The 15,589-nt window shown below is 56.8% G+C and carries 11 protein-coding genes and 2 pseudogenes; 8 read left to right on the top strand and 5 right to left on the bottom strand.

Annotated elements, in window-relative coordinates; translation table 11 throughout:
* Nucleotides 1-356 precede the first annotated feature (356 nt).
* From BTHE68_RS31470 to BTHE68_RS31445, 6 genes and pseudogenes are all read left to right on the top strand, one after another.
* On the top strand, nucleotides 357-1,568 hold the full coding sequence (locus BTHE68_RS31470) for a porin (RefSeq protein WP_162070198.1): 1,212 nt from the start codon (nucleotides 357-359) through the stop codon (nucleotides 1,566-1,568).
* A gap of 65 nt (nucleotides 1,569-1,633) precedes the next feature.
* Nucleotides 1,634-2,674: pseudogene (locus BTHE68_RS31465) on the top strand (ABC transporter substrate-binding protein); the annotation flags it as partial.
* Between the two features lie 183 nt (nucleotides 2,675-2,857).
* Nucleotides 2,858-3,808 carry a branched-chain amino acid ABC transporter permease gene (locus tag BTHE68_RS31460; protein WP_162070933.1) on the top strand — a complete coding sequence of 317 codons (951 nt, stop codon included), beginning with the start codon at nucleotides 2,858-2,860 and terminating at the stop codon, nucleotides 3,806-3,808.
* Nucleotides 3,805-5,588, top strand: a pseudogene (locus tag BTHE68_RS31455) (branched-chain amino acid ABC transporter ATP-binding protein/permease). Before BTHE68_RS31460 ends, BTHE68_RS31455 begins: the two are co-directional and overlap by 4 nt.
* A gap of 9 nt (nucleotides 5,589-5,597) precedes the next feature.
* Nucleotides 5,598-6,308, top strand: coding sequence for an ABC transporter ATP-binding protein (locus BTHE68_RS31450; protein WP_162070197.1), 711 nt, complete (start codon nucleotides 5,598-5,600; stop codon nucleotides 6,306-6,308).
* 50 nt (nucleotides 6,309-6,358) lie between these two features.
* Entirely contained in the window at nucleotides 6,359-7,048 is a 690-nt protein-coding gene (locus BTHE68_RS31445; protein ID WP_162070196.1) for an EthD domain-containing protein, read from the top strand.
* A 59-nt stretch (nucleotides 7,049-7,107) separates the two neighbouring features.
* On the opposite strand, the gene BTHE68_RS31440 is transcribed toward BTHE68_RS31445, so the two are convergent.
* On the bottom strand, nucleotides 7,108-8,217 hold the full coding sequence (locus tag BTHE68_RS31440) for an alkene reductase (protein WP_162070195.1): 1,110 nt from the start codon (nucleotides 8,215-8,217) through the stop codon (nucleotides 7,108-7,110).
* 100 nt (nucleotides 8,218-8,317) lie between these two features.
* Entirely contained in the window at nucleotides 8,318-9,310 is a 993-nt protein-coding gene (locus tag BTHE68_RS31435) for an LLM class oxidoreductase (RefSeq protein ID WP_162070194.1), read from the bottom strand.
* Nucleotides 9,311-9,351: 41 nt separating this feature from the next.
* Here BTHE68_RS31435 and BTHE68_RS31430 point away from each other — a divergent pair, with 41 nt between their 5' ends.
* The gene (locus tag BTHE68_RS31430) at nucleotides 9,352-10,323 is read left to right on the top strand and encodes a LysR family transcriptional regulator (RefSeq protein ID WP_162070193.1); all 972 of its coding nucleotides are present in this window, start codon (nucleotides 9,352-9,354) and stop codon (nucleotides 10,321-10,323) included.
* 239 nt (nucleotides 10,324-10,562) lie between these two features.
* Here BTHE68_RS31430 and BTHE68_RS31425 read toward each other — a convergent pair whose 3' ends face one another.
* The 3 genes from BTHE68_RS31425 to BTHE68_RS37295 form a co-directional block, all read right to left on the bottom strand.
* Nucleotides 10,563-11,375 carry an H-NS histone family protein gene (locus BTHE68_RS31425; protein ID WP_162070192.1) on the bottom strand — a complete coding sequence of 271 codons (813 nt, stop codon included), beginning with the start codon at nucleotides 11,373-11,375 and terminating at the stop codon, nucleotides 10,563-10,565.
* A gap of 268 nt (nucleotides 11,376-11,643) precedes the next feature.
* Nucleotides 11,644-11,967 carry a hypothetical protein gene (locus tag BTHE68_RS31420; RefSeq protein WP_162070191.1) on the bottom strand — a complete coding sequence of 108 codons (324 nt, stop codon included), beginning with the start codon at nucleotides 11,965-11,967 and terminating at the stop codon, nucleotides 11,644-11,646.
* Between the two features lie 1,709 nt (nucleotides 11,968-13,676).
* On the bottom strand, nucleotides 13,677-13,979 hold the full coding sequence (locus BTHE68_RS37295; RefSeq protein ID WP_353622674.1) for a DUF6471 domain-containing protein: 303 nt from the start codon (nucleotides 13,977-13,979) through the stop codon (nucleotides 13,677-13,679).
* Nucleotides 13,980-14,992: 1,013 nt separating this feature from the next.
* Between BTHE68_RS37295 and BTHE68_RS31415 the strand changes: the two genes are divergently transcribed.
* A complete protein-coding gene (locus BTHE68_RS31415) occupies nucleotides 14,993-15,403 on the top strand; it encodes a hypothetical protein (protein ID WP_162070190.1) in 411 nt (136 codons plus the stop codon).
* The last annotated feature ends 186 nt before the right edge of the window (nucleotides 15,404-15,589 follow it).

The raw sequence follows: 15,589 nt of genomic DNA, 5'->3' as shown, positions 1-15,589 counted from the left end.
TCACCGTCTCAAGGGGCCCGCTCGACCGTTCAAGCGCTGCGAGCAGGGACTCGCGCTAGGGATTTGCACCGATGCAAAACAACTAGCAAATATCTAATTTCATGGCGTAGTATTCGCTCAACGGGTTGCCGCTGAGCGCGAGCCGGATGTTTGGCACGAAACGGATTTGACCTCCTTGTGCAGTGGCATGTTGAGCGACGGCCGCTTTCGGTTCCAACACAATCAGAGACGAAATTCTGCTGGTCTGTACTCCTATAAATTCGGTCACGTGGCCTCATGCAGCGGTAGGAAACAGAACAAGCGAACTTGAGTCCATACCAACAAAGCAGCATCCAGATTTATCTCAGGAGACTTTGATGTTGACGAAAGGAGTGTCGAAGCACGCGTTGACGGCAGCGGCCGCAATCTTGGCTGCGCCTGCATTCGCGCAATCGACTGTCACGTTGTATGGGATAGTCGACACATCGATTACCTATCAAAACAGTCAGACGACTCTCGGGTCGACAACGCCAGGAAGGTCAAACATCCGCATGCAGTCCGGTGTGTGGAACGGCTCACGCTGGGGCCTTCGTGGTACCGAGGACCTCGGCGGAGGAACACAGGCTCTCTTCGTTCTGGAGTCGGGTTTCAATCTCGCCACCGGCGGGCAGCAATTCACCAATGCTATGTTCGGGCGGCAGTCACGCATCGAGGTGTCGAACAAGTCGTATGGCGCGCTGTCCCTCGGCCGCCAATACAGTGCCTACTACACGATGCTTGCACCATGGGTTCCGGCTTATTACCAGACGGGGTATGGCTCGCATCCAGGCGACCTTGACGGACTGGACACATACTATCGCGCCAACAACGCGATTGTGTATACGACGCCCGTCTTCTACGGTTTTACGGCGAGCGGTGAATTCGCACCGGCAGGCATCCCGGGAAGTTTGAATCAAGGGTCGACGTGGAGCGCAGGCCTTCAGTACAAGGGCGGTTCCTTCGGCCTTGCCGCAGCCTTTTGGCGCATCAATAACTCCACCCCTGGGGGCGGCCCATACGGAGCCGAGTCGGCTGTGAATTCCTCAGGACAGCAAGGCGTGTCGGCCATCACGAATGGCTACAGCCAAGCTCAAGCGCAACAGCGCTTCGCCGTTGACGGCGGGTATTTCTTCAATGAAGCATGGGACATTTCGTTCGCGTACTCGAACGTGCAGTACATCCCCGGAATCAATTCGAAGTTCACTGATACGGCGGTTTGGAATACAGCAGGAGGCGTGCTCCATTACAAGCCGTCGCCTGCAGTCGACCTTGGGCTTGGGTACAGCTATACCTGGGCCTCGAAGGCGAACAACATCTCGGACCCGGCGAAATATCACCAGGTCATTCTGTCCCAGTACTACGCTCTATCTAAGCGCACGGGCCTTTACGCACTGGAGGGGTATCAGCGAGCCTCTGGCAAGACGCTCGGCAACCCGGGTACTGGCGCCATCATCAATGCCACGCCCGCGATTGGCGACAGTTTCCAAACTACACCCGGTGCGAGCGCCTCGATGCTTGCAGTGAGCTTGGGCATCGTCAGCAAGTTCTGAACTAGCGCGCCTACAAGGGGGCCGAGCGGTTCCCCTGTAATTCAGGGTATCAGGCTGGAGACATCATGAGAGCAATTCGTATCATCGCTGCGGGGCTCGCATTTTTTTGCCTCAGTGCGGCGGCTTCGTCGGCATCAGCGCAGGACATCAAAATTGGTTTCAACGGTGACCTGTCTGCGTCACCCTCGGCGCAGAGTGGTCAGGCAGCTGTGCTTGGAATGCAGGCTGCGGTCGATGACATCAATGCAAGCGGCGGAGTGCTCGGAAGGAAGTTCGTACTCGTGCTGCGGGATGACCTCTCGCAGCCGCCGAAGTCGATTCAGAACATGTCAGACCTCATCGATAACGAAGGGGTTGTCGCAGTGTTCGGTCCGACAAACTCGGGCAATGCGATGGCGTGGAAGCATATCGTCAACCAGAAGAAGATTCCGGTTCTCGATAACGTGTCGTCCGGCACGGACATCACGGCACCTATGCCGGGCATGGATAACTACATGTTCCGTGTATCGATGGTCGACCGCGAGCAAATCTCCGCGTTGATGGCATATGTGAAAAAGAGTGCGGGTGCGTCTCCGAAGGTCGGCTTTATGGCGGAGACCACCGGGTACGGCCAAGGCGGCCTTCGCGACATGAAGGCCATCGCCGAGATGCAAGGCGTGAAGCCAGTCGGCATTGAGCAGTTCGGTGTTGGCGATACCGATATGACTTCACAGCTCAACAAGCTGAAGGCGGCTGGAGTCGACACCGTGCTTATCTGGGCTCAGGGAACACCAATCGCCCAGGTAATGCGAAGCATGGAGAAAATCAACTACTATCCGCGAACGCTCAGTTCGTGGGCCGCTGACAACATCACTTTCTATGATGCGGCAGGTAACGCTTTGGCCGAGAAGCCGCTCTTCCTTCGAACGGTCAGCGAGAACCGCACGCCTGCGCAAGACAAGTTGTTTGCCCGCATCGGCTCGCAGTTGAAGGCGCCAAGCTCGTTCTCTTTTGCGCTTCACGGGTACGACTCGGTGCTGATTTTGGCACAAGCAATCAAGCAGGCGAACAGCACTGATGGTTCCGACATCCGAGTCGCGCTCGAAAACTTGAAAACGCCGGTTCAAGGGTTACTGAAAACTTACGTCAAACCGTACAGTAAGTTGAATCATGAGGCGCTCGTTGCGAAGGACTTGGTCTGGGTGCATTGGAAGGACGGAAAGCTGGTACCTCATTCTGATGCGGTGGTCTCTTCTTTGACCGCAGCAGATTTCAGGAACCAGAAGCCGGCCGAGCCGAGCGCGCTCAATCTGGCGCCCGCGACCTCTGGCGGCGACACGACGGGCGCATTCCTGCAAGCGCTCATCAGTGGCCTCGCCATCGGCGGAGCATATGCGCTTGTGGCGCTGGGCTTCAGCATCACGTTCACGACGACCAAGACGCTCAACTTCTCGCACGGGGAGTTTGTGTCGTCCGGCGCGTTCATCGGTATGAGCGCCATGCTTCTTTTGCTAGGTAAGCCGATAACATCCACCAGCTTCGGCGGGGCAGTTCCAGGGGTCACTGCGCAACTCTTGGCGCTGGTTGCTGCTTTGGTGGTGATGGGTGCACTTGGGTGGCTCCTTTACGTCCTTGGTGTGCGACCGTTCGCACGAAAGCCTGGAATGGCGTGGGTGATGAGCACCCTTGGGTTTGGCGTTGTTCTCGACAGTATCGGCCTTGCCATCTGGGGTCCGAAACCTGTCGTCGTTCCGTCTCCGTTGGGCGATTCGGTCGTCCAAATCTTCGGTGTGGGCATGCGGCCGCAAGAACTTTTGCTTCTCGCTGTGGCGGTCGTTGTCATGTTCGTCTTCGACATAGTCATGCGCAAGACGATGGTCGGAAAGATGATGCGGGCGGTTGCTGCAAATGGAAGCGTGGCCAGTCTGATGGGCATCAACACGAATGCCGTGATGATTGGCGCGTTCGTTGTCAGTTCAGCTCTGGCAGGTCTCTCTGGATTCTTGATTGCTCCAATCGCTCAAGCCTCCTTGTTCATGGGCCTCACCATTGGACTCAAAGGCTTCTCGGGCGCAATGATTGGCGGCTTGAATAATCCTCGAGGATGCGTCATTGGCGGGTTTGTCCTTGGCGTGCTTGAGTCCATGGTCAATCTCTGGCAGGCGCAATGGCGCGAGATTGCTGTCTTCGCTGTCGTCATCTTGGTCTTGGCATTCAGGCCGACCGGTCTCTTTGGAAGCAAGCTGGTGGAGAAGGTATGAAACAGCTCTCTCATGTCATTTCAGTTTGCGCTATCTCGGCCGTTCTCATCGCCGGGGCGCTTATGGTCGGCAACGACTACTATCTGCACATCGCTTTCATGATGTGCGTCTACTACCTGTGCGGCGCGGGAATGAATGTGCTCGTGGGCTTTGCGGGTCAGAAGTCTCTCGGGCAGGCAGGGCTGTTTGGGGCGGGTGCATATGCCGCGGCCCTTCTCACATCGCAACGGCGATAAACCCCTGGCTCGCGATGGCGGCTGCTACGGTCATCGCAGGCATCTTTGGTGTTCTCATCGCGTTGCCGTCGCTTCGAGTGAAGGGGCCCTATCTGGCAATGGTCACTCTCGCTTTCGGGATTGTGGTCGAGCGTTTGGTGAGCGATTGGAGCGAAGTATTTGGAGGAGCGCAGGGCATTTACGGCATTCGAAGCCCGCAGTGGGACGGCCAGCCGCTGTCGCTGGCTCAGTGGGTGTGCGTCGGCGTTGTCTTTTGCGCTCTGACGCATCTCTTGTTGCGCAACCTTCTTAGTGGACGATTTGGACGAGCATTCCTTTCGCTTCAGGCCGACGAGATTGCGTCTTCTTCCGTGGGTGTTCGTGTCTATCGAGCGAAAGTCATCGCCTTTGTCGTCGCTGCCATTACTTGTGGTTTGGCCGGCGCGATGGTCGCCCAGCAGAACCAGTACATCAACTCTGACTTCGTTTCGTTTCAACTCTCGATATTCATTCTGCTACTGGTGCTCTTCGGCGGAGCAGGTACGAAACTCGGCCCAGTAGTCGGTGCGGTGACCCTTACGCTGCTGGACGCCTTGCTTGCTCGCTGGCCCTCCGTCCAACACGTCCTGTACGGTTTGTTGTTGCTGTTTGCTCTGTATGCAATGCCGAACGGAGTAGTGGGAACAATCTACAGTCATCTGTTCCGTGGCAAAGCCGATGTTGATAGTCTGAGGGCCGTGCGAGCAAGCGCACAGGTGACGCCGTTCATGCGCAGTGGGCGTTCGGGAACGGGTGACCTTCTCACGGTCGCGAAGGTCTGCAAGTCGTACGGTGGCGTGAAGCCCGCTCAGGATGTTTCGTTCTCGCTCAAACGAGGTCACATTCACGCGCTCATCGGCCCCAACGGGGCGGGCAAGAGCACGATGATTAACATGGTCACGGGCATCGTTAAGCCAGACACTGGCTCCATTCAGTTCAATGGGAAAGACATCACAGGCAGCCCCGTCCATGCAATTTGTTGGGCAGGCATGGGGCGTACTTTTCAGAACTTGCGACTGTTTGCCGACCTTTCGGTCCTCGACAACGTGATGCTCGGGCGCCACAGCCGGATGAAAAATGGCATTTTTCAATCGCTTGTGTCGCTACCTGGTGCGCGTCGCGAGGAGGAGATTACTCGACAACGCGCCTTGGAATTGTTGGAGTTGGTCGAACTTGGGGAACTGGCAAATCGCCCGGCCGGAAGCCTCTCGTACGGACTGCAGCGCCGCGTTGAACTTGCTCGCGCCCTCGCTACTGAGCCTCAGCTGCTTCTGCTCGACGAGCCGGCTGCGGGCCTGAACCCGCAGGAGACCGCCGAGCTCGGTCAGTTGCTGCTGCGCATCGGAAAGTACGGCGTCACGATTCTGATGGTCGAGCATCACATGGACTTGGTTATGTCGATATCCGACCATGTCATCGTGCTCGACTACGGCGTGAAGATTGCCGAAGGCAAGCCTGCAGAAGTTCAGGCGAACCCGCGAGTTGTCGAGGCGTATCTCGGCGTCGACGAAGCTGCTGCCGCGTGAGGGGATGACATGCTGAAATTAGATTCTGTGAAAGTGTCCTACGGCGCCATCCACGCAGTGAAAGGCGTCAGTCTTGAAGTGCGCGAGGGTGAAGTTGTCACCATCATCGGCGCCAACGGCGCAGGAAAGAGCAGCTTGCTAAAGAGCATCGCTGGACTTCAGTCAGTTTCGGCAGGGCGGGTGACTGTTGGCGGACGAGATTGCACGCAGCTCCCTCCTCATCTGCGACTGGGACTCGGCATTGCGCTGTCGCCCGAGGGCCGAGGGGTCTTTCCGGACCAGACTGTCCGCGAGAACCTTCTTCTCGGCGCTTATTCGCGCAAGCAGTCAAAGGCCGAAACCGAAGCAGCAATTGAGCGCGAGTTTGAACGATTTCCGCGATTGCGCGAGCGCCAGAACCAACTGTCCGGAACTCTCTCGGGAGGTGAGCAGCAGATGCTAGCAATCTCGCGCGCATTGATGAGTAAGCCGCGATTGCTCCTTCTCGACGAGCCTTCGCTCGGTCTTGCGCCACTCGTTATACGAGACATCTTCGACGCAATTCGCAGCCTCCGGAACGAGGGCATCACGATTTTGCTGGTTGAGCAGATGGCGAAACAGGCCCTTGGCGTGGCAGACCGCGCCTACGTGCTAGAGGTGGGGAGCATCACCCTTGAGGGTTCCGGGCGCGAATTGTTGAACGACCCGAAAGTGAAGGCGGCCTATTTGGGCACGCATTGATTCGTGCCGCAAATGAGGCGCGCGGCGTTTTTCGATATCAAGGAGATTGAATGAGCAAGGTCAGGATGGGACTGCTGTACAAAAAGCCTGATTGGTCGACCGAAGACTTCCGAGCCCATTGGCTGAATCATCACGGGTCGTTGGTTAGAAACGCTCCTGGTCTTAGCCAGTACTGGCAGAACCACGTTACGGACCGCGCCCAGCGCGGGATTGAATTTGCGCGTGGGCCGTACGAGTTCGATGGATTTTCTCAACTTTGGGTTGCCGACCCAGAAGCACCGTTCGGACGCGACGACCTGCCGGCCAGAGTCTTGGCCGATGAGAACCACTTCATGGGCGGTCTTCACATCGTCTCTGTCCAACAGACGACCGTCGTCGACGTTCCTGCAGACGAGGTTCGCCGGAAGCTCAAGAAGCGGATGTCGCTAATTCGGCGCCGCCAAGGAACGTCGGAGCAGGACTTCCTGAACGAATGGAAGGTACACGCGGACTATGTAAAAACGATGCCGGGCGTACTGGGCTATCGACAAAATGCGGTTGTCGAGCGCGAGGTAACGAAGGGTATCCCTAGTGGGTACGAAGAATTGCCAATCGATGGCATCGTCGAGTTCTGGTTCGAAAGCACGGACTCGTTGCAGACCGCCTTCGAGTCAGAGGCTGGGCTTAAGACGATGGCGCATGCGAAGACATTTCTGTCGGAAATCACGACCTTTCTCGTTGCAGAGCACAGGATTGTCTGAACGGAGGCGAAGGGCCCGATTGGTTCCGGGCCCTTTCAATCACAGCGCTTACTGATACCTCATTCAACCATCGATGATTCTTCGTAACGTGGGTAATCCGTGTAGCCGCGGGAGCCGCCACCATACATGGTCGAACGGTCGACAGGCGCGAGAGGAGCGTTGTCGCGGAGTCGTTCCACAAGGTCGGGATTTGAGATGTATGGACGTCCGAACCCGATAAGGTCAACGATTCCGGATTTCAGGGCTTGCTCCGCCTCTGCCTTTTGGAACCCACCGGCGAGAATCAGCGTGCCTCTATATGCGGCTCGGAATTTCTTCAAGAAATCGCGGTCGATTGCGGTTTGACCGAGTGTCAACTGGTCGCTCAGATGAACATACGCCAGGTTTCGAGCAGAGAGTTCTCGTGCGACTGTGAGCCAGGTGTCCTCTTCGTCAGAGTACGGCTTCATGTCATGAAGTCTTCCGAAAGGGGAGATTCGGATGGCGGTCTTACTTGCGCCAATAGCCTCACTGACCGCGTCGACCGTCTCAAGGAGGAACTTCATTCGATTCTCGAGGGTCCCGCCGTATTCGTCTTTGCGGCTGTTAAGTCCGTCGTTTAGAAACTGCTCGAATAGATATCCATTCGCTCCATGCAGCTCAACGCCGTCGAAGCCAGCGGCCATCGCATTTCGCGCTGCTTCCACGAAGTCGCGGGTAACTCGTTGAATCTCGTCCGCTGCGAGCGCGCGCGGATGACTGACCGGTACCTTATCCGGGTTTCCGGACGCGTTGTAGCCGAAGGCTGTGGCGTCCGCCGCGACAACGTCGACTGATGAGACGGGACTATTGCCATCTGGCTGCAACGTTACGTGGGAGATTCGGCCGACGTGCCAAATCTGAATGAAGATTCGACCGCCTTGCTGATGGACAGCTTCGGTGACTCGCTTCCACCCGGCAACTTGTTCGAGCGTGTGGATTCCAGGCGTGAACAGATAGCCGCGTCCTTCAACAGAAATCTGTGACCCCTCGGTAATGATGAGGCCCGCGCTTGCGCGCTGCTGATAGTAGAGAGCCGTCTGCTCGTCCGCAACTGTGTCGGGCGCTCGTGACCGGGTCATAGGCGCCATAACGACACGGTTGGGCAATGGTAGGCCGGATAAGTCATAGCATTCGAAAAGTTTGCTCATCGTTTTTTGCTGTCCGTGGTTGGTTGCTACCCGATTTCGTATCAGGCGCTGCAGGGTAAGAGTGGGCGGCTCTGCGCGTAGGTGCAGAACTGGGCGACGGTCAGTGGGACGGGAAGTGCGGGAGGACCTCGGAAGCCAGTTCGTCCATTAGCTCCGCATACGGCCGCCGACTGACTTTCGGGTTTAGCGCGATGTGGTTCACGCCCGCCGCCTGCGCGTCCTGCACGAAATTCGCAAGGCTTTTGCTTCCTGAGCGGAAGCCACCTCGGGTGCGAATCAGTGGCTCGTTGCGGTCATCGACCAGGTCGAGAAAGCCGCCGATGCCGAGTGGTTTGAACTTTTCGGGCCCACACGATTCATTGACCTGCGAGTGCCACTGCCTTGCGAAGGACGGCAACTGCTCTGGCACAGGAGACGAGCCAATGAAGCCGTCCATATGTTTTGCAATCCAGGAGAGGTCCTGTTGGGCGTGACCGACTGCAATGGCGGGTGTACTTCCAAACGGAGGCTTTGGAACGAGGTCGTGGGCTCCCCACGAGGTTCCGAAGCGAGATGAGTCGAAGCGAGGAAAGCTTTGCTCGAGAACGGTCTTGAAGACATCGAACGCATCGCGAAACCGCTCGCCTCGAGTTTCAAAGTCGATGCCAAAAAGCGGATATTCGGCCGGGCGGTCACCGGACGACAGGCCAAGCACGACGCGACCTCCTGAGAGTTGGTCGAGTGAGGCGATTTGCTTTGCCAAAATCAAAGGTTCGCGCATTGGAAGAACGATTCCGGCGGTACCCAGCGCAATCTTGCTCGTGAAGGCCGCAAGGTAGCCGATGTACGGCACGGGGTCGAAGACTTGTCCAACGTCGCCGTATTGCGGGTCGTAGAAGGGAACATCGCGCATCCAGAGCGCGGCGAATCCGAGGTCGTCGGCCTTCTGCGCCATCGAGATGTGGTCCCGCATAGTTGGAGCGGGCCTATTCGGATGGGTCTCGAGCGGCAAAATCAGCCCGACGGTGAGCTTCTGCGGTGAGAAAAGACGTTTGAAAGCCGGTTGTTCGGCGAGCGTAGCGTCGCTAAAAAGTTGTTCGGCGTGAGCGTTCATGGCGGATTCTCCGTAGACACTTCTATTCTAATTTTGTACGGATGAGCCATAAACCGCCTAAAATTCCATTTACTTCATCCTGTGATTCTAAAATCGTGCTGAAAGATAGGTTCTACGGTTTCAACGAATTCGTTCTGTCCGCGCAGGAAGGAAGCTTCACAGCTGCTGCGGTCCGTCTTGGTCTGACGAGTAGTGCGGTCGGGAAGGCAGTTACGCGACTCGAGGAACGTCTTGGAACCAAACTCGTTCATCGAACGACTCGACGCCTGACCCTGACAAACGAAGGAGAGGCGTATCTGGCCAGTTGCCTTCGAGTGCTAGGTGAGCTTGATGAAACGGAGAGTTTCCTAACGACAGGCCACCAAGAGCCGGTTGGACGAGTGCGCGTCGAGCTACCGGCGACATTTGGCCGACGACACGTGCTTCCATCGCTTCTGCACCTATCGCAAAGACACCCCCGGTTAGACCTCTCCGTGAATTTCAGCGAGCGCTTAGCCGACCTCGTTGCGGAGGGCGTCGACATTGCCGTGAGAATTGGGCGACTGAAGGACGATGCCGACATTGCTGCGCGCAGGCTCGGTGAACAGCGGCTGGTCATTAGTGCTGCACCGAAATACCTCGACCGAAATGGAATACCGAAGAATGGAAACGAGCTGGCATCGCACGACTGCATTGTTGGGCTGCAGCGAGGGCATAGAGCAAGCTGGCTGGTGAAGAATGTCGCAGGAAACTACGAACCGATGCAGATAGCGGCCCGATACGAACTAGCCGACGGCGAAGCGATGCTCAACGCAGCGTTGGCCGGTTGCGGCGTCGTTCAGCTACCCACATGGTTGGTAGGCGAGCACCTGCGTCGTGGAGAACTGATTGACATTTTGAACGAATGGGCCGGAGGGGAAATGCCTATCCACGCCATCTGGCCGCGAACGAAGTACGTGCAACCTCGTGTTCGAGTTGTTATCGATGAGCTTGTTCGGCTGGCCAACGAGCAAGGCTCTGGTTTCAAGCCTTGATGCCGCATAAGTTATGCGGATTCCCGGTCCGAGTGACGGCGAAATCCAATGTGATGAATGCGCAGATGCTCGCTTCATAACTCGGACCTGGCAATGTCTGCCCCCGACGTCGTTCAATCGAACGCTCTTGTTACCTAATAGCCGCGCAAGCATCGTCGCCGATGATATCCCGCCGCTCAAAGGTCGGTTCAGGTCTACTCTTAGCGCCTTGATGGTTCGCGCGGCACATGGTCCCAGTCTTACACCGAAACGGCGGTCGATGCTTCAGCCGTAGGCGCCGTCGCCGTAGTCGTGGGCTTGACTTTCCGGGACGTTGTCTTGCGAGTAGAGGCCTTCTTTGCAGTGACGATTGACTTTGCCGAAGCCTTCGTCGCAGCCTTATTTACGCCCGCAGGCTTTTTAGATGCCGCCACCTTCTTGGTGCCAACCTTTTTGCTCGCAACGCGGACTTTCGGTGCGGCTTTCGATGTGGTCGGTTTGCGAGTCGCTGTGGAATCCGATTCGGCGGCAGGAGGACTCTCAATCAGGAACTTGGTCCGGTCCTTGGCAGAGGCCAGCCAACCAGGCGCCGGACCACGACCGCTCCATGTAGCTCCGGACTTGGGGTCTCGGTATTTTGCAGGCAACGCACCTTTTGATTGCACCTTGCGAACCGAAGTTTTTCCGCTAGTCGTTCCGACCGTCTTTGCTGGAGATGCGGTACCGGCGCCGTCGATGAGAAATTTCGTGCGGTCTTTCACGTCCTTAATCCAAGCCGGCGGTCGAGCGTGTCCGCTCCAAGTCTCGCCGGTTTTGGGATTTTGATACTTTGCTGGCAATTTTCCCTTGGTAGCGAGTGGCGCCTTGGAGCCTCGACTGGCGGCAATGGCAACACCTGCCTTTGCGTCTCTCTTCGCTTTCGCCTTGGCTTCGATGTCTGCAGTAGTGAGCCCGTGCTTCAGCATCAACTCGCGGATTTGGTCTACAGCGGCTTGTGCTTGTTTCGCAAGAATTGTCTCCGCTTGCGCCTGAAGCCTCTTCATACGGGCCTGAATGTTCTCGAGAGTAGTCATGTTCTCCTCCGTGTGGTAGCACAAGGAACTATGACACAGCATTCTTGAAAAGAGTACCGAAACACCGTTGCTTGTATCGGAAGCTCAGTCAGGTTAATCCCGGAAGCGAGGAGACTTTTGAGGAGTGTGATACGGGAACGGAGCAGCCACGGAGAGGGGGGCGGCGAAATTCGACTTTCATGAATCGACACGCGGCGAAGAAGGCTGGCGGGCTCAAAGCCGGACGCACATCCAATGGCAATCAGACCAGCCTTCTTCAACTCAAGGATTATTTGCCGGCATCGGCCTCGCACTTTTTCATGAACGACGTTTTGGCAGCACCCGCGAGCGGCTTTCCGTCTTTTCCGACCGCTTTGCTCGCACACGCAGTGGAGACATTGCTCTTGTTGCCAGCTTCGCACTTCTTGATGAAGGACGTCTTAGCTGCGCCAGCCAGCGGTTTTCCGTTCTTATCGATTGCCTGGGACTCACAGCTCGACCCTGCCGCCGTCGGCGCGGGTTTGGTGGTCGCAGCGGCAGGTGCGGACGTTTGAGCGCATGCGATTCCGACCGAGAAGAATGTTGCCAAAGCGACTGCGATAATCTTGTTCATGACTATTCTCCGGGAGATATAAGGCTGTGCGCCTTGCCGGATTAACGTGCGAGAAGGTGCGACGTTGACGCTCGACGGTAGAAATCGTTTGTGCAGCGCCATATCGCCACGCTGTTGCCACTCCCTTGAAGGCTTGGTGAAGCGCCACGCCCGGGGACGGGCGGTTCAATTACTCCATTGAGATGGGAGAGTCGGCTCCATCGAAGATGTCTCCCAGGTCATCTGAAACGACGTCGCAGATGTAGGGATAGAATCGTTCCACGTTCACCATGACGATTTTGGCGTTCAGATGATGAGGCGCAACGCGCATCTGGTACGGAGTGGGAGAAGATTATGGTTTCGGCAAACCGCTTGCTCATATTGATTTGTCTGTGCGCCTTCGTTTCTGCTTGCAGCGTCGCGCCCGTCGCGGCAACAAAGAAGCCTACCGAAGGGACTGCAAAGGTTCGCGGAGCGATAGAGAGCGCAGTCGCGTCATCGGATTCGGAGTTAACGAAAGACAGTCCGACGTCAAATGGTCGCCGGCAAACGACTGTCCAATGCGACGCGGTTGGCAGCATGTTCGTTTGCACCGAAGGTGAAGCAATATGCTGGTGGAATCGTCGTACAGGCTACGGCTGCAATTGACCGCAGATTCATTCTGCTAGACACATCCTTACCGAGTTCGACGCACCTCAGTCTTTCGTGCCGTCAGCGCGCGTCACGAAAATTCATCGACGACGTCCAAACAAGCCGCTTGGGCGGCGCGGACGATGTCGGATTCCTTTTCCTTTCGACCGAGGCGACGGTGGTTCGAGAGCCAACCTTCGAGCTTCGCTTGCTTCCGATGAGGTTTCTAGCAACGTCCCGTTCTTCCACATCCAAAGAGGAAGAACGGTAATGACAGCCTGGTTGCCGGTGTCTTGCACAACGACGAAAAACCGGTCGTCCACTTGACTGTAGATGAGACTCAGGCACCTAGTCACGGACGACTCGCCGAGCCACATGCATCGACCTGTGTCTATCATCGCTCGAACAGCAGTTGCCGAAAGGGAACACCGTTCGCTCACCCGCTCTTTCGCGTGCGGTGAAAGCCAAGACCCTCGGACGTTCGACCGTCTCATCGAAAAATGCATGTTGTCCTCTGGACGTCGTCGTGTTAGCCCAGCGGTCTTTGTCGCCTCAGGGCGTGTTTCAGTTAGCTATCTGCTCCACGAACGGAGCTTATCGGAATCGTTGTCGTGCACCTGCTCGGTTTCACAGTCACATGGGTGCGACCAACGTCGTATTCTACGCGCCGGGCTTGACCACCAACCGATGAGGCATGCACTGAGCGACGGCGTCGGTATTCAAGGCAGGAATTGAATCTGCTCGAGGCTTGAGCATCGGGCGACGACGCCGCGCAAACTTAGGTATTTCAGCGACCGAGGCCGCCGAGCGCTTCCTAGAAGAGTTACTCGGGGCGCAGTCGTCTCATTGCCTTGCAGGCCGAATTGTCGGCCGGAAAGTTCAAGGAATCGTTTCCGTCAGACCAGTGAACTGTCCGCAGTCGAGGCGATGTCCGCGAGGTCGACGTAACGTTCGAGGGAGGGAGACCTGACGAGGAACGTCAGTTGCAGGAGCAGCGACAGAGGAATGCTTCCCGTCGTGATTTGACCTTCCAAAGCCTTTTCAGTAATGACCGTACCACGCTTCCCCGGGCGCCCAGTGATTTCCGCAAGGTCGGTTAGCTATCCTTCTCGTAGTTCTGCGAGGACTACGGCTTGGGCTCGCGCAGGCCAGTGTCCTTCTGCCGCCAGACTTTCGCGCCATATCGCCGGAGGAGTTGCGGACACTAACGACAAGAAGTGGAGGAAGGAGCTTAGACGTAAGGTGCCGCGAGTGATGCGCAGCACTAGACTGCTTTCCGTCTCCTCGAAGCCGTCAGCAATAAAGGCCCGGGTGAGCGAAGTATATGTGACCTCCTTGCGACCCATCGCAACATGCACGACGCGGCGTGCAGGTCGTGCCCACGGACTATCGGCCTCACTCACGAAAAGTTCTTTACCTTTTGCGAAAGAGAGACTGATGACGTATTGCAGTCGGTTCGATGCCGAACATGAGCTTGCGCGTGCGAGTGCGGTGTGCCGAGTCAGTTAAGCCTGCCTCATGCGCGGCCTCGGTCCACGAGGCGCCGGTCACGAGGCCTCGATGGCCAGATTGATACGCACCCAAGGAGGTACACCCCGAACGAGCTACCGGTTCCCGCGACGAACAGGTGTCGATAACGGCTCTCCGACAGGGGAACCGCAGAAGCGACCTCCCCCAGTGAGGCCGAGCTTCGCATGTGCGCGCGGATAAGTCGATGGCTCCGCACAGCCGCGGGTCCAAGTAGCGGTGCGGCCGGGTCGTGGCGCCACACAACTCTGAGATAACAGACCTAGCAGCTTCGACCATCTTCAAGGTCTGCTGGCTTATCTGGAAGGCCGCGAACAAGGATTTTGCTGCAGCACGGGCGACTGCACTCGGAAGTTCGGGCGATACGAACGCACCACACGCACCGGAAGCGGGACCGATATGGCGCTGACCGTACGCCCCGGTTGCGCAGCGAGTGCCACCTAGGCACGGGACCGCGACCGCGCCCATGGAGGTCGAGACAGGCAATGAAGCGAGAATCGATAGATTGGCGCTGACGTCAGCCTAGGCAGGCGCAAACGGTCAACGGTCGATTTTTCTCTACAGTCTGCGGCCAATAACAACTCGCAAACGGAGAGGACCTCCAAATAGGTCGAACCCGCTCGTCTTCGACAAGCGACGGTAACACTATCCCGCATTGAGCTCCCATATGTAGATTCTTATTCTTTTCGAGGCAGGCTATGGACTACAACCGTGAGGGAATTTCTTACCGCAGAAGGAGGTATGGTCTACAGATGTAGTTTGCGTTCTGCCACTTGGATGCGTAGCCTCAATTCTCGACTGCGATTCGAATAGGAACCAGATTGAACCTGTCCTCTCGGGTACCCATACGAGACATCGCGAACCAAACGAGACAGACTGAGGGGACCAAATGGCAAAACGAATGAAGCTTTTCAGTGCGCAACCTTTGTATCAATCCTCGCGAGAGAACAAAGCCTGTCTGTGGGCATTGCAAACCCATATGGGCCATAAGTCGCCGAGTGCCTTGCAGTCTTACATGCTCTCTTTGGGGTCCAAGACTTCGTCAGGAGCGGAAGAAAGCCCGTTGACGCCGGGACGGGAGCTTCGTCACCTCGTCGCGTTCTTCACGTGGGTCGAACTGATGACCAGTTTGCGCCGTAATGGCGAGACACTCACTATTCGGTTTTACTCGCAATCGCACAGTGAACTCCACGGGGCGTTTCTCTCCGGGTTGCTTCCTCAAGCTCATCATTTATCAAAAGCCGACGCGCTACATGCACACCTGTCGTCATTGGACTGTCAACTGGGCGAATCGCGATGAAACTGACGGCGCATCCCCCACTGTGCGTCGCCGATTCTAAGCCTCGCCTAAAAAAAGCCGCCTTAATCAACCCAAGACCTTCGACCCGCGGCCCTTTGGACCGCACGTCGAATGATTTTGCGCCTATAACTCAAGAATCTGACTCAGCAACGAACCTAGGGGACGTCCCGGAACTTCGACGTCGCA

Source organism: Burkholderia sp. THE68 (genome assembly GCF_009938265.1).
In the GTDB taxonomy this organism is placed as follows: Bacteria; Pseudomonadota; Gammaproteobacteria; order Burkholderiales; family Burkholderiaceae; genus Caballeronia.
This window is presented reverse-complemented; position numbering and strand designations above follow the sequence as displayed.